This window comes from Mucilaginibacter sp., assembly GCF_965200995.1.
GTDB lineage: Bacteria > Bacteroidota > Bacteroidia > Sphingobacteriales > Sphingobacteriaceae > Mucilaginibacter.
In genome coordinates this window covers 2,548,880-2,566,676 of the sequence record NZ_OZ241743.1, presented here as the reverse complement: position 1 = coordinate 2,566,676, position 17,797 = coordinate 2,548,880, and the positions used below count along the sequence as shown (strand labels likewise).

At 48.5% G+C, this 17,797-nt stretch carries 14 protein-coding genes; 12 read left to right on the top strand and 2 right to left on the bottom strand.

All coding sequences use genetic code 11. The features are described 5' to 3' along the window. Positions 1-33: 33 nt before the first annotated feature. The 6 genes from ACY652_RS12045 to dctA all read left to right on the top strand — a co-directional run bounded on the left by ACY652_RS12045 (position 34) and on the right by dctA (position 8,133). Complete coding sequence (locus ACY652_RS12045) at positions 34-1,368, top strand: vanadium-dependent haloperoxidase (RefSeq protein WP_462264623.1); 1,335 nt, start codon at positions 34-36, stop codon at positions 1,366-1,368. A gap of 107 nt (positions 1,369-1,475) precedes the next feature. Next, positions 1,476-4,085 (top strand): MGH1-like glycoside hydrolase domain-containing protein, encoded by a 2,610-nt coding sequence (locus ACY652_RS12040; protein ID WP_462264622.1) that lies wholly within the window; start codon positions 1,476-1,478, stop codon positions 4,083-4,085. An 11-nt stretch (positions 4,086-4,096) separates the two neighbouring features. Then, a complete protein-coding gene (locus ACY652_RS12035) occupies positions 4,097-4,873 on the top strand; it encodes an MIP/aquaporin family protein (protein WP_462264621.1) in 777 nt (258 codons plus the stop codon). Between the two features lie 32 nt (positions 4,874-4,905). Further along, the gene (locus tag ACY652_RS12030) at positions 4,906-5,700 is read left to right on the top strand and encodes an SDR family NAD(P)-dependent oxidoreductase (protein WP_462264620.1); all 795 of its coding nucleotides are present in this window, start codon (positions 4,906-4,908) and stop codon (positions 5,698-5,700) included. Between the two features lie 95 nt (positions 5,701-5,795). Further along, positions 5,796-6,746 (top strand): glycoside hydrolase family 43 protein, encoded by a 951-nt coding sequence (locus tag ACY652_RS12025; RefSeq protein WP_462264619.1) that lies wholly within the window; start codon positions 5,796-5,798, stop codon positions 6,744-6,746. Positions 6,747-6,891: 145 nt separating this feature from the next. Continuing rightward, positions 6,892-8,133: a C4-dicarboxylate transporter DctA gene (gene dctA, locus ACY652_RS12020; protein WP_462264618.1), complete on the top strand. Its 1,242-nt coding sequence runs from the start codon at positions 6,892-6,894 to the stop codon at positions 8,131-8,133. A 60-nt stretch (positions 8,134-8,193) separates the two neighbouring features. Here the strand turns inward: dctA and ACY652_RS12015 are convergent, their stop codons facing one another. Further along, complete coding sequence (locus ACY652_RS12015) at positions 8,194-8,472, bottom strand: hypothetical protein (RefSeq protein WP_462264617.1); 279 nt, start codon at positions 8,470-8,472, stop codon at positions 8,194-8,196. A gap of 192 nt (positions 8,473-8,664) precedes the next feature. Between ACY652_RS12015 and ACY652_RS12010 the strand changes: the two genes are divergently transcribed. From ACY652_RS12010 to ACY652_RS11985, 6 genes are all read left to right on the top strand, one after another. Next, the gene (locus ACY652_RS12010) at positions 8,665-9,297 is read left to right on the top strand and encodes an OmpA family protein (RefSeq protein ID WP_462264616.1); all 633 of its coding nucleotides are present in this window, start codon (positions 8,665-8,667) and stop codon (positions 9,295-9,297) included. 36 nt (positions 9,298-9,333) lie between these two features. Further along, positions 9,334-9,915 (top strand): PRC-barrel domain-containing protein, encoded by a 582-nt coding sequence (locus ACY652_RS12005; RefSeq protein WP_462264615.1) that lies wholly within the window; start codon positions 9,334-9,336, stop codon positions 9,913-9,915. A gap of 101 nt (positions 9,916-10,016) precedes the next feature. After that, positions 10,017-10,505 (top strand): inorganic diphosphatase, encoded by a 489-nt coding sequence (locus ACY652_RS12000; RefSeq protein WP_462264614.1) that lies wholly within the window; start codon positions 10,017-10,019, stop codon positions 10,503-10,505. Between the two features lie 495 nt (positions 10,506-11,000). Then, complete coding sequence (locus ACY652_RS11995; protein WP_462264613.1) at positions 11,001-13,802, top strand: TonB-dependent receptor; 2,802 nt, start codon at positions 11,001-11,003, stop codon at positions 13,800-13,802. Positions 13,803-13,814: 12 nt separating this feature from the next. Then, positions 13,815-15,188, top strand: a complete 1,374-nt coding sequence (locus ACY652_RS11990; protein WP_462264612.1) for a hypothetical protein — start codon at positions 13,815-13,817, stop codon at positions 15,186-15,188. 79 nt (positions 15,189-15,267) lie between these two features. Next, on the top strand, positions 15,268-16,605 hold the full coding sequence (locus ACY652_RS11985; RefSeq protein WP_462264611.1) for a histidine-type phosphatase: 1,338 nt from the start codon (positions 15,268-15,270) through the stop codon (positions 16,603-16,605). A gap of 158 nt (positions 16,606-16,763) precedes the next feature. Here ACY652_RS11985 and ACY652_RS11980 read toward each other — a convergent pair whose 3' ends face one another. After that, positions 16,764-17,786: a metallophosphoesterase gene (locus tag ACY652_RS11980; RefSeq protein ID WP_462264610.1), complete on the bottom strand. Its 1,023-nt coding sequence runs from the start codon at positions 17,784-17,786 to the stop codon at positions 16,764-16,766. Between the last annotated feature and the right edge of the window lie 11 nt (positions 17,787-17,797).

Here is a 17,797-nt window from a genome sequence, read left to right as displayed (position 1 = left end):
CAGCGTTTTTATTTACTTACGCTAAGCCTGATAATGAAATATACAAAAGCGTTATCGCTTGTTCTTTTACTGTGCGCTTTGTGCCTTGCCTCCTGCAAAAAGCCGGATTACGAAAAGGTATTTAACAGCCCGGCTTTGTACAGCAGCACTGTTCATGAGCTGAACAGTGTGGTAATGGGCAACAACTTCAGTCCGGTGGTAGCCTCACGCAATTACGCCTATGCCACCATAGCCGGGTATGAGGTTATTGCCGCCGGCGATCCGCAGCATTACCGCTCACTGGCCGGGCAGGTAAACGGTTTAAAACCGCTGCCTAAACCGCTGAGCAGTCAATCCATTAACTATCCCTATGCTGCCCTGCTGGCCTTTTGCCGGGTAGGCGAAGCGGTAACTTTCCCCGAGGGCAGCATGAAACTGTATACCGACAGCCTGCACACCATGGCGGTAACACATGGAATGCCTGATGAGATGATCAGCGGTTCAGAAGAGTATGCACAACGCATCACCAAAGCCATACTGGCCTGGAGCAAGGGCGACAATTACCTGAAAACCCGCAGCGCCTCCAAGTTTTCACTAAATGATTCGGCCGGCCGCTGGACACCTACCCCACCTGCTTACTCCGAAGCGATAGAACCGCACTGGGGCGAGATCAGAACTATGGCCATGCACAATGCGCGGGAGTATGCAGTACCGCTTCCACCAAAATTTGACATCACCAATAAAAGCAGTCCGTATTATCAGCAAGTGATGCTGATTAAAACTGCTGTTGAAAAACTGGACAAAGACCAAACGCATATGGCCGACTTTTGGGATGATAACCCCCAAAAGCTGAATGTACTGGGGCATGTACAATTCATTACCAAAAAGTTTTCGCCGCCCGGGCACTGGCTAAGTATTGTAGGCATTGGAGCCAAACAGGTAAAGGCCGATTTTAACACTACCGTATACGCTTACGCTAAAACGGCCATTGCTTTGTTCGATGCCTTTATTGAATCATGGACGGCCAAGTATATTTACAAAACTGCCCGGCCCGAAACCATCATCAATAAGTATGTAGATGCCGACTGGCGGCCCCACCTGCAAACGCCGCCCTTTCCGGAATACACCTGCGGCCATTGTACCATATCGGCAGCGGCGGCCGGAGCCTTAACCAGCGCTTTAGGCGATAATGTGGCTTACACCGATACTTCGGAAATGGAGTTTGGCATTAAAAGCCGCTCGTATAAATCTTTTAAAGATGCCGCTTACGAAACTTCCTTGTCCCGCTTTTATGGCGGCATTCACTTTCAAAACTCCTGCGCCGTATCGCGCAAATATGGCGCTGTTGTAGGCGATTCGGTAGCTGTTAAGCTGAACATGAAGAAATAAAAAAACTTGTGGGCGGTTAAAGTGTCAATACAACAAATGAACACACTACCGTATCTGTTCCTGAACGATAACTTCGGCAGGGCGCTTGTTTTAACACCCTTACATTTATGAACGCCGAACAATTACGCATTAACCAGCAAGATACTAAAGAACTGCACTGGCTTAAGTGGGGCCCTTACCTTGCCGAACGCCAGTGGGGAACCGTACGCGAGGATTACAGCGCCAACGGTGATGCCTGGAATTACATTACCCATGATATGGCCCGCAGCAAGGCCTATCGCTGGGGCGAAGAAGGCATAGGCGGCCTGAGCGATGATTGCCAGCACCTTTGCCTGAGCCTGGCACTATGGAACGGCAAAGACCACATTCTGAAAGAGCGCATGTTCGGGCTTACCAATAGTGAAGGTAACCACGGCGAGGATGTAAAGGAACTGTATTATTATTTGGATAATACCCCATCGCATAGTTATGGCAAAATGCTGTACAAGTATCCGCAGTCTGCATTTCCTTATGAGCAGCTGATTAAAGAGAATGCGCGCCGTACCCGGCTCGACCCGGAGTTTGAACTGATCGACACCGGCATGTTCGATAAAGACGAATACTTTGATGTATTTATTGAATTTGCTAAAAGCGCCCCCGAAGACATTACCATACGTTACACCATTTATAACCGCAGCAATCAGGAAAGTGAATTGCACCTGCTGCCCCAGGTCTGGCTGCGCAATACCTGGGACTGGACCGATGGCAGCGCCCGCCCGCAACTGTATCAGCAGGGCGATAATCAGGTAATGGTGAAATGCCAAGATTTAGGTGAGTACTACCTGTATGCTGACGGGCAGCCCCAATGGCTGTTTACCGAAAATGAAACTAACGACCAACGTTTGTATAATAGCGCAAATATTACCCCTTACACCAAAGATGGCATCAATAACTATGTGGTCAATCAGGACAAGGAGGCTATTAACCCTAAACAGGAAGGTACTAAAGTGGCCGCCTGGTATACATTAACTATAAAACCTAAAGAAAGTACAGTAGTTTACCTGCGGCTTACCAATGCCGTGCTTGAGCAGCCTTTCGGGCAGGCGGAGCAACTGTTTACCAACCGCATAGCCGAGGCTGATGCCTTTTATGAAGGCAAAGCCACCACCGGCGCCACGGCGGATGAAAAGCTGGTGCAGCGGCAGGCTTGGGCAGGGATGTTATGGAGCAAGCAGTTTTATGCCTACAAAGTAAAACGCTGGCTGGATGGCGACCCCGGCGAGCCTGAGCCTCCCGGCAGCCGGCAGCATGGGCGCAATTCGCACTGGAAGCATTTTCTGGCGCAGAACATACTTTCCATGCCCGATACCTGGGAATACCCCTGGTTTGCCGCCTGGGACCTGGCCTTTCACTGCATTACATTTGCCTCTATTGATGTGGGTTTTGCCAAGCAGCAGTTGCAGCTGTTGGTAAATGCCGATTTTATGCACCCTAACGGGCAGTTACCCGCCTACGAGTGGGATTTTGGCGATGCCAACCCGCCGGTACACGGGCTGGCCGCCTGGATGGTGTACGAAGCCGAACGCAAGCAAACCGGGCAGGGCGACATCCGGTTTCTGGAAGAAATTTTTCAGAAGCTGCTGATGAACTTTACCTGGTGGGTAAACCGGAAGGACAGCGAGGGTAACAATATTTTTGAGGGCGGTTTTTTAGGACTGGATAATATTGGCGTATTCAACCGCAGTGCACCCGTACCCGGCGGTGGTTTGCTGGAGCAGGCCGATGGCACCAGCTGGATGGCCATGTATGCGCTCAACATGATGCGCATTGCTATGGAGCTGGCTACCCACAACAACGTGTATGAAAGTATGGCCATTAAATTTGGGGAGCATTTCTTGTACATTGCCGGCTCTATTGCCAGTATGGGCGATGATACCAACGGCCTGTGGGATGATCAGGATGAGTTTTATTATGATTTGCTGCGTAAGCCCGACGGCAACTTTGACCGCCTGCGACTGCGTACCATTGTAGGGCTAACGCCGATGTTCGCCTCCATCATCTGGAGCGAGGCCCGCTGGAAAAATCTGCCGCAACTTAACGCCCGGTTAGACTGGTTTATGAAGCAGCGGCCCGACCTGGTGGCGCTGGTAAGCCGCTGGAAGGATACGCAGGGCGATGAAGATCACCTGTTTTCCCTGCTGCGCGGCCACCGCATGAAAATGCTGCTGCGGCGTATGCTGGACCCCAATGAATTTTTATCAGATTATGGCATACGCTCGGTATCTAAAGTTTACGGGGAGCACCCGTTTGAGTATGCTATTCAGGGAGAAGCCTATGAGGTAAAATACACGCCCGCCGAAAGTGAAACCGGTATGTTCGGCGGCAACAGCAACTGGCGAGGCCCGATATGGATGCCGGTCAATTTTCTGCTGGTAGATGCGCTTTACCGCTTCCATGAATATTACAGCGATGATTTCAGGGTAGAGTATCCTACCGGATCGGGAGAATACAGTTCGCTGCATGAGATAGGCGACGCCATTGCCGGGCGGCTGAAAAACATCTTTCTGCGCAATGCCGGTGGTGAGCGGCCGGTATTCGGCGGGCACCCCAAGCTGAACCACGATGAGCACTTTAAAGATTATGTGCTGTTTCACGAGTATTTTCATGGCGACAATGGTAAAGGCTTAGGCGCCAGCCACCAAACCGGCTGGACGGGGCTGATTGCTAATTTATTGTAAACCGTTAATCAGTGCGCACACCTTCACAATCCTTACTTCGCTTAGGTGTGGCTGAGTTTGTAGGTACTGCCCTGCTGCTGGCCGGTGGCTTAAGTATGGTAATTATCCTCTGGGGCGATGGCTCGCCTGTACCGCAATGGATACCCGGCCTGGCTGCACGCCGGTTGCTCAACGGCTTTTTGTTCGGCAGCATCGGGTGCCTGGTCAGCCTCTCGCCGGTAGGTAAAATCAGCGGGGCGCACATTAACCCGTCGGTAAGCTTTGCCTTCTGGCTTAACGGTAAAATGAAAACACATGCCATGCTGGCTTATATCGGCAGTCAGTTACTGGGTGCTTTAACCGGCAGCCTGCCGCTGTTAATGTGGGGACATTTAGGGCAAAGCGTACGTTATGGCAGCACCATTCCGGGGCCGGCAGGCCTGTGGGCCGCAGTTTTGGGCGAAAGCCTGGCCACCGCCTGCCTGATTCTGTTAATATTCAGTTTTGCAGGCAGCAAACGCTTACGCAATTACACTCCCTTTGCCATTCCTGTATTGGTAAGCATTATGGTGTGGGCCGAAACCGTATACTCCGGCTGTAGTACAAACCTGGCCCGTAGTTTTGGCCCGGCAGTCATCAGCGGCGTGTTTACCGGTTTCTGGGTTTATCTGATAGCCCCGTTCACCGGTACTGCACTTATGGTGGGCGTATTCAGGTGGCTAAAACTGCACCGCAAGCACCCGATAGAGGCGGCACGGGTAAGCTATCATGACCATCATTCGCCCGAAAGCATAAAAACTTCAGATTGAGGCAAACCTCCGGCTACCTGTGTGTTATAGTAATGATAACATTAAACATTAAAAACATGGGGCGTTTTGATAATAAAGTAGCGTTAATTACCGGTAGCAGCCAGGGTATTGGCGCCGCCTGTGCCGTCCGTTTGGCCAGCGAAGGTGCAAATATTGTACTGAACGGCAGGCACAATGATGAGCGGGTAGAGGCCATTACCAAACAGATTACCGATATGGGCCGCGAAGCCAAATTTGTGCAGGCCGATATAAGCGACACCAACAATGTAATTCAACTGGTAAAGGATGCCATTGCCGCTTTTGGTCAGCTGGATATTCTGGTGAACAACGCCGGGGTGGAGAATAATAAAAACTTTTGGGAAGTAACCCAGGAGGATTATGATTTTGTAATGAACACCAACGTAAAAGGCTTGTTTTTCGGTACGCAAACCTTCGTCAATTATGTAAAGGATGCCGGCCGTTCAGGCGTTGTTGTTAACATGAGTTCGGTACACGAGGAAATTATCTTCCCTCACTTTGCGGCATATTGCGCCAGCAAGGGAGCTGTAAAAATGCTGATGCGCAATCTGGCTACGGAACTGGCGCCGCTCAATATCCGTATCAACAATGTTTGCCCGGGCGCTATTGCCACCCCCATCAACAAAAAACTGATGGAAACCCCGAACCTGTTGAACAACGTGTTGAAGAACATCCCTATGGAAAAGCTTGGCCAGCCGGAAGATGTGGCGGCCGTAGTAGCCTTCCTGGCTTCTGATGATGCTAAATATGTAACCGGCTCCAGCTATTTTGTGGATGGCGGGTTAACTTATCATTACGAAGAACAATAGTAAAGCTTTAATAAGCATCATTACTGCAACATAATTGTTGTAGGCAATGGGTAGCTGAAAAATAGTCTTAATTTTAGCGGCATATATTAACCAGTATGCCGCTAAAAAAACTATTTATTGCTGTTGCTTTATTCGTTGGAAGTGCCTTATCTGCACTGGCACAGAACCCCGTCATCCAAGGTTGGTATGCCGACCCTGAAGGGGTAATTTATAAAAACCAGTACTGGATATTCCCTACCTATTCGGCCAGATACAATGATCAGGTATTTTTTGACGCCTTCTCTTCCAAAGACTTATGCACCTGGGTTAAGCACCCGCGCATATTAGACACGGCTGCCGTGAAGTGGGCCAGACGGGCCATGTGGGCTCCGGCCGTTTTAGAAAAGCAGGGCAAATATTATTTATTTTTCGGCGCAAATGATGTGCATCCCAACGAGATAGGCGGCATAGGTGTAGCCGTGGCCAACAAGCCCGAAGGCCCTTATAAAGATTTGTTGGGCAAGCCGCTCATCAATGAAATTGTAAACGGCGCACAGCCCATTGATCAGTTTGTATTTAAAAATTCTGATGGCAGCTACTATATGTACTATGGCGGCTGGGGGCATTGCAATGTGGTAAAACTGAAAAGTGATTTTACCGGGATTGAGCCATTGCCCGATGGTACCTTGTATAAAGAAATTACACCCCAAAATTACGTGGAGGGGCCTTGCCTGTTTAAAAAAGACGGCAAGTATTATTTTATGTGGAGCGAAGGCGGCTGGACAGGCCCCGATTATCATGTAGCCTACGCTGTTGGGGATTCGCCTTTCGGGCCATTTAAGCGCGAAGGCACCATCTTGGAGTCGGACCCCAAGATTGCCACCGGGGCAGGGCATCACTCTGTAATTCATGATGCTAAAAGCAACAAGTGGTATATTGTATACCATCGCCGCCCATTGGGTGAAACAGACGGCAACCACAGAGTAACCTGCATTGATGAAATGCACTTTGACAAGGAAGGGCACATCCTGCCGGTGAAAATGACGTTTACAGGCGTGGGTAAATAGTTGAGTTTTGCATAAACAGTCATTTCGACCGCAGGGAGAAATCTTCTGCTGCATATTGGCTGCTCGAAGAAGATTTCTCCCTGCGATCGAAATGACAGCTTGGTTTTATTCATACAAGTACATCATTTCTTGAAACCATACCTCTATGAAACGCATCCTCTCCAATCTTACCTTTCAGGTAATCGTAGCTATCATACTTGGGGTAGCGGTGGGGAGGCTGTTTCCTTCCTTCGCCTCAACGGCTAAGCAGATCAGCGATACCTTCATCCGGCTCATTACCATGCTGATTGCGCCTATTATCTTTTTTACCATTGTGCTGGGCATTGCCGGCATGAATGATATGAAAAAGGTAGGCCGTGTTGGCGGCAAGGCAATTTTGTACTTTGAAGTAGTAACTACCTTTTCATTAATTTTAGGCGTGGGGCTGGCCAACCTGCTGAAGCCCGGCAACGGCCTCCTCATTAAACACGTGGATGTCTCCAAGCTGGCTAAGTACGAAAAGGCGGCTGCCGGAATGCACTGGGGCGAATTTTTTACGCATATCGTACCTGCCAACATCATGGAAGCTTTTGCCAAAGGCGATATCCTGCAAATCCTGTTCTTTGCCATCCTGTTTGGCTATGGCATCAGCAAGATGGGCGAAGCGGGGCAATCGCTGATCGGCACGTTTAATAAATTGTCTAAAGTGTTCTTTAACATCATGAATGTGGTGATGAAGGCAGCCCCCGTCGGGGCGTTTGGCGGTATGGCTTACACGGTGGGTACTTATGGCCTCAGTACCCTGCTGCCTATGCTGAAACTCTTGGGTGCGGTTTATCTGGCAATGCTGCTGTTTATATTCGTGGTGCTGAATGTGATCTGCCGGATGGCAAAATTCAGCCTTTGGGCCTATTTGAAATATATCAAAGAGGAAATACTGATCGTGCTGGGCACCTCTTCCTCCGAACCGGTATTGCCCAGCATGATGGAAAAGATGGAGAAACTGGGTTGTGCCCGTTCGGTAGTTGGGCTGGTAATACCCACCGGCTACTCCTTTAACCTGGATGGCACCACTATTTATTTGTCCATGTCGGTTATCTTTCTGGCGCAGGTATTTCATATTCCCTTATCCTGGGCACAGCAGTTAACCATCATCGGCATCCTGATGGTAACCTCAAAAGGGGCGGCCGGGGTAACCGGCAGCGGTTTTATTGTGCTTACGTCTACCCTATCGGCTATCAAAGTAATTCCGGTAGAAAGCGTTGCCATCTTGTTAGGGGTAGACCGCTTTATGTCGCTTGCACGTGCCTTAACCAACGTAATCGGCAATGGTATAGCTACGATTGTAGTTGCCGAAAGCGAACAGGCGTTTGATAAGGCCAGGTACCTTTCAGAAACGCGTAACTGAACGGGCCCGGCCGCCTGCCAGCAATTTACCCTGAACAACCGTTAAAAAAAGATGCGTTTCCTATGCCTCCGTAATTTCATCAACCGGATGGTCAGTTTCTGCCTTCAGGTTTGATTTTACGGTATCTAAAATCCGGTCTTTTAAAGAATTAAATTCTTCTTCAATAAAGGGGGCTTTCTCTTTTAATGCTTCCCAGCCCTTATTCAGCGTTTCCGATAGCTTGCTGCCGCTCTCGCTGTTTTCACTGGCAAAAAAGTAGGCAATGGCAGCGCCTGCCGCAGCACCTATAAGCAACGGCACAATCGGGTTAGCAGTGTCTTTTTGTTCAGGGGTTTCCATAGTACATTTATTTAAATTGATTGTACAGGTAACAAGAAAACAGGGTGTTGTGTTTAGCCCTTTTATTGAAGCTAACAACATAGATGCACTATTACCCATAATTGCAATTATTTTAAAACTTATTTGAGTGTTAGCTTCTTCTTTAAGAGTAAAATTTACAATCAATTACTTTAAAACCGGTTACTATTTGCTATGGCAGAGTTATTTGTTCAACCTAAAAAGAAAACCCCCTGGTGGCTTTGGCTGCTCCTGCTTCTTATTATTTTAGGCATTGCCTACTACTTCTTAAAAGGCCGCAACCAGTTGAGCAGCATGAACACTTCCGCTACTGACAGCACTTCGGTTTCTGCTACTTCTGCTGCATCCAAATGGAGCGCAGTAGATTTGAACGGGCCGGCTGTAAAATACAAGGAAGTGCCAGATACCGGTATCCGGGTAAGCGGCAATGATAAATACGCGGTGTATAGCTTAGGCGAAAATATCCTGTTCCCGGTAAACCAAAACACCATACAGCGCAGTGCCGAAGCTGATTTAAAGCAGGTAGCTGCCTCCTTAAAGCAACGTTATGAAAATTCAGACATTGGCGTTTTCGGCCGTACCGATTCTACAGGAACCGCAGGACAAAACCAAAAGCTGGGTGCCGATCGTGCTGAAGCTGTAAAGAACTGGCTGCTTAAAAACGGAGGTATTGCCGAAGGCCATATTTCGGTACATTCGGTAGGCGAAGCCCATCCGCTTGCCCCTAACAGCACCGCAGCAGGCCGCCAGGAAAACCGTAGCGTACAGATTGTGGCCCTGAAAAGCGATAATACACCGGCTCCGTAAAAATTCACCGTGATTAATATTTTAAAATACTAAGCTATGTCTTCAAACGAAAATATAACTGATACCAACCGCCTGGTAGAACTGGGCGGCAGTGATTATGAGATTGCTGATGGCCAGCCTAACATTAAGGGCTGGGATGTTTATGATGTAAACCACAAAAAGATTGGCGCCGTTGATGAATTATTGTTCAATCCGGCATCGCGCCGGGTGCGTTATCTGGTGGTTGATTTAAAGCAGAACAACTTTAACCTGGCAGCACGTAAAATTGCCGTACCCATAGGCGTGGCCGAATTGCATGAGCATAATGACGAGGTATTATTGCCCGAAGTTACGGCTATACACCTTACCTCATTGCCGACATACGAGAAAGGCAAACCGTTTACACAGGATCGTGAGTTGGCTATACGCAATGCCTTTATTGTGCCCCAGCCAGCCGTAATACAAGGTGCTGATTTTTATGAGCACGATCATTTCGACCAAAACAAATTTTACGGTCGGCGCTACCAGCCTCAACCTGGCTCCCCTACGCCCGGCCATCAGTTACCAGATGCTAACAGCACCCGTACCGGTGAGGATACCACCAACCAAAACTACAACCGGGATGACCTAATCCCGTAAATATGATGAAACGGTGCCGGCGTTTTTTACGCAGGCACTGTTTTATCACACTGTATTTACCATTCCGTCAGTTATATGCTTAACTTTTTAAAAACATAGCTATGGATAGCGTTACCGCCATAATTGAGTGCCCCAAAGGCAGCGGCCATAAGTATAACTACGAACCGGAGCATCACTGGTTTAAACTAACCAAAGTAATGCCTGCCGGGCTGGTGTTTCCGTTTGATTTTGGCTTGATCACCGGCACTAAAGGTGAAGATGGCGACCCGCTGGATATTATTGTGATATCAGAAATCATCAGTTTTCCGGGGTGCAGTATGGATTGCCGTATAATTGGTGCCATTAAGGCCAACCAAACCGAGCACGATGGGCAAACCGTGCGTAACGACCGCTTTTTAGGCATCCCTGAAGTATCGCAGCAATACTCCAATATCAGCTCCGTTGATGATTTGCCGGAAGAAATTATGAGCCAGATTGAGAATTTTTTCCAGAACTATAATGAGCAGGCCGGCAAGGTTTTCGAACCGCTTGGCCGCCTCAATGCCAAAGACGCTTACAAGCTGATTCAGAAACAGCCGGTAACTGCTTAGCCATATTTATTTGAATAACCGGGCGATATAATTTCGCCCATAATTTTAGTAACAGCCTGAAGGTGCGCCTGAACTTTGGAGGTAATTTCTGGCGGGGCCGGTAAGCGCCGGGTGCTACGGGCCTGCCTGTTTCCTGAAACATTTTCCCTATGCCCGGTGGCGCGGGCAGGTTAAAGGGTAGCTTGCTGTTCAGGGTACATTAAATCAATATATAGAACAACAAACCAGGCTGCCTCAAAAGAGCGGCCTGGTTTATTTCATAATTTATTTTTATAAATAACTCGGGCCGGGATAAGGAGGAAATAAATTCGGGGCCATATAGATTTGATTATCAGAAAGCTATAAACCTTGACTTTTCTTCCAATAACCAATTTATTACCCCAAACTCAAATGACCTTGGGTTAATGATAACAGTAATTCATTAACAATTACATAACCTCAGCATCATCTTATCATTAAATGGGTAAAGTTTCTTTGCAGAAAATTTTCCGTTGAATGAAACGACTTTTACCCCTGTTGATTTTTACTTTTTTATACCTGCATACCCTCGCCTTTGCCGGCGGTGTAGTAAAAGGCCTGGTTACCGACCAGAAAACCAGTGAGCCGCTACCCGGCGCTACCGTTACCCTTAAAAACGAGCAAACCGGCGCCAAAACGTCTGCAGGGGTGGGCCTGGATGGCACTTTCACCTTCCGCAACATTGCTGAAGGCCGTTACGAAATTGAGGCCAAATATGTGAGTTACAAAGATGAGACGAAGCACATCACCGTAACCAGCAATGCCATTACTACGGTTAACCTTGCCCTGCAAAGCAAGCAAACCGGCCTGAACGAAATCACCGTATCGGGCGGACGCAACGGCGGTACCGACCAGGCTACCCGCCGCCTGGTGCAACGGGCAGACCAGGTGCTCAATGCCGTATCGGCCCGCAGCATCGAGGTATCGCCCGATATTACCATTGCCAACGTTACCCAGCGCATTTCGGGCGTATCGGTAGAGCGCAGCAACAACGGCGAGGCGCAGTACGCCATTATCCGAGGTATGCCGCAACGCTACCAGTACACACTTATTGACGGTATCAAAATACCCAGCCCCAGCAATACCAACCGCTACATTCCGCTGGATATCTTCCCGGCTGATATTGTAGACCGCCTAGAGGTATACAAATCCTTAACGCCCAACATGGAAGGCGATGCCATTGGCGGCGCCATTAACCTGGCGCTAAAAGAAGCGCCCGAGGATTTTACCCTGCGCCTGAACGCGGGTACCGGCTATGCCGAAAACTTTTTCAGCAACAGTTTTACTAAGTTCGATCACAGCGGCAGTCTGAGCAAATCGCCCCGTATTAAAAATGGTGCAGATTACCTGGCGGGTACTGCTGATTTTCCGAACAACCCGTTCCATTACTCGCAAAAGAGCGTGCCGCTGGCTACCATATTAGGTTTTAGCATTGGCGGCCGCAGCCGCAACAAAAAGCTGGGCGGTATGCTGGCCGGCAGTTACCAGAACACTTACCGCCATACCGATGGGGTATTCTTCAATACCCAGGTGAACCTGATCACCAATGAGCCGGATGCCCAAAACTTTCAGCTGCGCGATTACAGCATACAGCAGCAGCGCTCGGCCTTTATCGGCAAGCTGGATTACCGCTTTAACTCGTGGAATAAGATCAACCTGAACGCTTCGCTGATTAATCTTACCCAGAACGAATACCGCTCGGTGGCGGACACCAGCTTTACCGGCCGTACCGCCGTAGGCAATGGCCGCGTTAATGAAACCTACCGCAGCGACCGCACGGTGCAAACCATTTACAACACCAACCTGCAGGGCGAGCACCAGTTAACTGATAACTTCAGAATTAACTGGACGGGCGTATATTCTAAAGCGATTTATAACGAGCCTGACCGCGCCAGCCTGAACCTGAACACCGGGCTTATCATACAGCCTAACGGCTCGGTTGTACAAAGCCCCGTCACGTTTGATGCGCTATCCGCGCAAACCCGAATTTTTACGCACAATACCGATCAGGATAAAACCGGTTACCTGAATTTTGTTTATATACCGGAGGTGCTTGATACCAAGCTGGAATTGAGCCTGGGCGGCATGTACCGCGATAAAGACCGCCACAGCGATTACGACCAGTACGACCTGCGCCTGGCCGGCAATACCGCGCAAACTTTTGATGGGAATATTGATAATAACAGTTTTTACGTGTTCACCCCACAGGGCCGCGCCAATGATGCGCTGAACTATAACTTTCAGGAAAAGATAGCTGCCGGATACGGTCAGTTTAAATTTACTGTGGGCAAATTGCAAACTATAGGCGGCGTACGTTACGAGCATACCAAACAGGCTTACCAAACCAATACCGCCGAAACGGTGGATGGCAAAACCGGCTCCAACCAGTATTACGATTTTTTGCCCAGCCTGAGCTTTAAGTATATGCTGAATGATAAGCAAAACCTGCGCTTATCCTATTACTCTGCCATTAGCCGCCCTAACTTCTATGAGATTGTGCCGCATACCTCCGGCGACCCTGATGCTGACTACAAAGAAGTAGGCAATCCTTACTTGAAACGTACCACCGCCGAAAACCTGGACTTGCGCTATGAGCTGTTCCCCAAAGGCCTGGACGAATTATTGGTAGGCGTGTTCTACAAAAGCATTGACAACCCGGTTGAAAACGCCCTGGTGCGCCAAACCAGCAGCGCCGGCGGCACCAGCACCAACCTGGTGTTGCAGCCGCAAAACTTCGGCCTGGCCCATAATTACGGTTTCGAGCTGGAATTTGTAAAGTATGTGCACAATTTTGGGGTACGGGCAAATTATACCTATACCAACTCTAAAATTACCACCACCAAACTGTATAACTATCGTAATGATGCAGGTGTGGTTACCAACCGTTTAGAACAGCAAAGCCGCCCGCTGCAGGGGCAGTCTAAAAACATTGGTAACTTCTCCTTACTGTACAAGGAAAGCAAGATCGGGCTGGATGCTCAACTGTCGTTGGTATATACCGGCTCACGTATCAACCTGGTATCGGGTTATTTAGAGAATGACGTATGGCAAAAGGGCTTTACCACGCTTGATTTTTCAACCGAGAAGCGCCTTACCAGGCACATCTACGGCTATTTTAAAGCTACTAACCTGCTCAACACCCCTTATGAGCTGGAGCTGCACCGCCCCTATCCGGCAGGCTTGGCTATACCGGCGCAGTATGCGCAGGGCAATAACGCCTTTATCCGCCGAGATACCTACAACCGCTACTATCTATTAGGCTTACGTTACCGACTATAATCCGTTACCCCCATGAAAATATTACAACTGTTACTGATTTCGCTGAGCGGTTTATTGCTGCTTAACGGCTGCCATAAGGCTGAAGAATTAAATATCTCCAAAGGGCTGATACAGGTGAGCCGCCCTATCACTTCAGATACGCTAAAGGGCGCTGTAAAGGGCACCTTATTGAGCGGAAAGACTTATTATTTCAGCTCAGACATTACCATTAATGATGGTGATACCCTGCAGATGCAGAGCGGCGTACGCCTGATTGCTATTGGCGATGGCAAAACCTATCAAACCAGTCCCGAAATTATTGTGCATGGCACCTTTATCAGTTTAGGTACCAGGGATGCCCCTAATTATATTACCGTGGGCAACTATACCGATCTGCATAACCAGGCGGCAACCGGCAGCTACACTAATATTTTTAATGGGTACTGGGGCGGCCTGGTATGCTCTCCGGCAGCAGGCGGCACCGGCGGCGATGTTATCATCAAGTGGACGCATTTAGAGTTTGCAGGCGGCCCTTCCGGTCCCAACAATGATGCGGCCATTTATGCCCAGGGCGATCCGCGTTACCTCATCTATTTCGGCAATATTAAAAAGAACCTGGTGGTAGAAGATTCCTGGATATTTGGCAGTAAGGATGACGCCATACGGGTAGTAGGCGGCAAAATCAGTATAATGCGCAATACCTTCGAGCTTTGCGGCCAGGCCGGCGGCGAATTTTTTAACATGAAGAGCGGCACTGTGGGCGATATTGCCTTTAATATGATGATTGGTGCAGCCACCAACGCCATTAAGGCTTCCGACTCGGGTAGCTCAGGCGTACAGTGTAACGTAAATATGTATAACAATACCATCATTAACTGCGGTTTCCGGCAAACCAAAGCAGGCCGGGGCGGCTCCATCAATTACGAAAAAGCCGCACGTGGCTTGGTGTATAACAACCTGATTTTAAATTGCCGGTTCGGCATCCGTTTGGTAAGCGATGCCGATTTACAGAACCTAGCCTATAACAACCAACTGTATTACGCAAATTCGCAAGCCATTGTAACCCAGTTTTTAGCTGGCGACGGAAAGGCGGCCTTCCAGCCAAACGATATCCGCAGCACCACACCGCAGCAAAACAATCCAACGTTTTACGGTTACGATTTAAATCAATTCAATTACAGCGCGAACCCCGGCCCTTTAACTGCCGCAGCCGAGCCTGCGTACCTGAACGTGGTGGGCAATTCCAACTTCCGCCTGCAGCCTTCATCTCCGGCGGTTGGCAAGGGAAAAACCGATTTCAAACCCCTGTCGCTGGTTACCGCTACGGGCGCTTTAGCTGCCTCGGTTGATTTGCCGGGCAAGGATTTAGGCGCTTATCAAACCGATGGCACCGGCAACCAGCACTAATTATAGGCTTCCGTTCCAATAGTTAATTGATTTGCAGGATAGGCAAGCTATCCTGCATTTTACATCTTACATAATTCACATGAACAAACGTATCGTTTTTTTAAGCTTGTTATTTTTCAGCGCACAGCTAACAGCCATAGCGCAACGCTGCAAAACCGACTTTTCAGGTACCAAGACGTTGTACAAGGCACCAGCTAAACACCCTGATGCGGTACCGGCAGGCTACCAGCCGGTATTTATCAATTACGTGGGCCGGCACGGTGCGAGGCATCTAACCAAAGCGCCCGAATCGGCCAGCGTTTACAAACTGGTCAGCAAGGCCGATAGCGCCCAGGCCCTTACTACAGACGGGCAAAGGCTGAAGGGCATGTTAACTGCTTTGCAACAAGTTGAAAAAGGCAATACCAAAAGCATTTCGGTTGAAGGCAAGGAAGAATTAAAAGGCATTGCCGGGCGTATGTATACTAATAACCAAAACGTGTTTGCTGCACATCCCCGCCTCCGGGTAAGTATTACCAAAGAGGTGCGAACCAAGCAAAGCGCCGAAGCCTTTCTGAGCGGTTTACCGCGATTGCCCGATGCCAATATTGAGCAGGAAGGCATCAACGATACTGCCCTGCGCTTTTATGATTTATCGCCTGCTTATCTGCAGTTTGAAAAGAACGGCAGTTGGATAAGCGGTATGACTGCACTGAAAACACAGTTAAACTTAAAAGCAGTTAACCGTACCATTACCACCCGTTTCTTTAAACCTGATTTTTTAATCCGGCTCAGTTCAGAAAGTCAGGAAGGCTTTGCAAACGATATATTCGGTTTTGCTACCATTGTATATTCGCTGCAGGCTGAAATTGAAAAGGCCGGTTTTAAACCGTCTGATCTGAATTTTGAATCCTTTTTTACCTGCGACGAATTGAAAGTACTGGCCAAAACAGATGCTGCCGAAGATTTTTTAAAGAAAGGGCCTGGTACCAATGCTATGGGTATACAGGTAAAAATTGCGGCGCCGCTACTGGCCGATTTTATTAAAACCACCGATGCTTTTCTGCGCGATGGCACGGTGAACGCACAATTGCGCTTTGCACATGCTGAAACTATTTCGCCCTTTGCTACCTTGCTTGGCCTTACTGCTGCCAGCCGGGCTACCAGCAATATCCTGCAATTTGATACGGCTTGGCAAGCTAAAAATATAATACCGCTCAGCGCTAATATTCAATGGATCTTATATAAGAACAGCACCGGTAACCTACTGGTGAAAGTGCTGCTGAATGAAAAACCCTCGCAGATCAATGGTTTAAAACCGTTATATGGATACTATTATAACTGGGCTGATATAAGGAAGTTATATATAGCTAAGTTGCAAACAGCGGGTACATCAATCAATAGTGATATGAAGGCGTTTTTAAAAACTGTGCAATAACATCAAATTGTTATGCTTTTTTAACTAACAAACATAACCCTTATACAATGCTTAATAAAAATAAATGGCATTGGTAAATTATAAAAAACCCTTATTAACCGGCTGCTAATGTTGCACCGGCTAATAAGGGTTTAATAATTTCATGTTCCCGTGATCAGTTAAAAAAGGGACACGGTAAACTTGCTGTCGGCATCGGTTTCTTCTTCCTTAAAGTAAGGCGAGAAGGTTTTTACGCTCAGTTCATTCTTCTTTACCGAAAACTTATAGAGCCGCATCAGGCCATGCCCGCCATCAGGCCGGCTCTGGTAATCGTTAAGAAAGGTTTTGATCGTGTGCCCGTTGTACATATCGGTGCGGTAACCTTCGCCGTTGTCGCCCACGTGCCCGCACAGCATCATAAACAAGTTAGCGTTATCTTTCAAAGCCTCGTAGATTGCTTTTCCTTCGGCATTGAACGGGGCCTGTGGTGTATTGGTGCCCTTCACCGGGTTAAAATGAAGGATGGAGTGGCTTATCACGATGGCTTTGCGCGAAACATTTTTCTTTAATATCTCATTGGCCCAACTGTACATACCTGCCTGATCCTCATTGTGCGCATCATATTCCAGAAAGAGCACTATAAAGTTAACGCCGCCGGCGGTAAAAAGGTCGTAATGGCTATCGTTGTTGTTACCGTAATGGCCACCATAGTAAGGGCGGCCTTCAAAATGCTTTACACCAAAGTACTGATTGTAAAAGCTGGTGGTACCCTTTACCGGGTATTGCGAGGGAAACTGGTCATGGTTGCCCACAGCCAGGCCGTAGGGTATGCTTAACGGTGTTTCCAGTCGGTATAATGCCTTTTTTGCCAGATACCATTCTGAACGGGCTGTAACCGGATTATCGCCATGCTCGGTAATATCGCCCATGTGCGCTACATAGGCAATGTTTTCCTTCGCCTGGTTCTGTTGTATCCAGTTTACCTGCGCCTTGAACATATCAAAGCTGCCGCCCAGCTGTGCCTGTGCTAGGTAATATTGGGTATCCGGAATAACAGCTATGCTGAAGTCGCCGGGCTTTACGGTGGCAGGCGGGCCGCTAACTACTGTATCGGCAACTGCAACTGTACCGGCAGCCCATGTTTGCATGGCTCCGGTAAATGCCATAGTACTGGCAAAAAACAGGGTTGAAAGAACTTTCATGTGAAGGGATG

Coding starts and splice junctions, on each gene's coding strand:
- ACY652_RS11995 (WP_462264613.1), top strand. CDS start 11,001: ATGAAACGACTTTTACCCCTGTTGATTTTTACTTTTTTATACCTGCAT.
- ACY652_RS12005 (WP_462264615.1), top strand. CDS start 9,334: ATGTCTTCAAACGAAAATATAACTGATACCAACCGCCTGGTAGAACTG.
- ACY652_RS12010 (WP_462264616.1), top strand. CDS start 8,665: ATGGCAGAGTTATTTGTTCAACCTAAAAAGAAAACCCCCTGGTGGCTT.
- ACY652_RS11990 (WP_462264612.1), top strand. CDS start 13,815: ATGAAAATATTACAACTGTTACTGATTTCGCTGAGCGGTTTATTGCTG.
- ACY652_RS12000 (WP_462264614.1), top strand. CDS start 10,017: ATGGATAGCGTTACCGCCATAATTGAGTGCCCCAAAGGCAGCGGCCAT.
- dctA (WP_462264618.1), top strand. CDS start 6,892: ATGAAACGCATCCTCTCCAATCTTACCTTTCAGGTAATCGTAGCTATC.
- ACY652_RS12025 (WP_462264619.1), top strand. CDS start 5,796: ATGCCGCTAAAAAAACTATTTATTGCTGTTGCTTTATTCGTTGGAAGT.
- ACY652_RS11985 (WP_462264611.1), top strand. CDS start 15,268: ATGAACAAACGTATCGTTTTTTTAAGCTTGTTATTTTTCAGCGCACAG.
- ACY652_RS12030 (WP_462264620.1), top strand. CDS start 4,906: ATGATAACATTAAACATTAAAAACATGGGGCGTTTTGATAATAAAGTA.
- ACY652_RS12045 (WP_462264623.1), top strand. CDS start 34: ATGAAATATACAAAAGCGTTATCGCTTGTTCTTTTACTGTGCGCTTTG.
- ACY652_RS12040 (WP_462264622.1), top strand. CDS start 1,476: ATGAACGCCGAACAATTACGCATTAACCAGCAAGATACTAAAGAACTG.
- ACY652_RS11980 (WP_462264610.1), bottom strand. CDS start 17,786: ATGAAAGTTCTTTCAACCCTGTTTTTTGCCAGTACTATGGCATTTACC.
- ACY652_RS12015 (WP_462264617.1), bottom strand. CDS start 8,472: ATGGAAACCCCTGAACAAAAAGACACTGCTAACCCGATTGTGCCGTTG.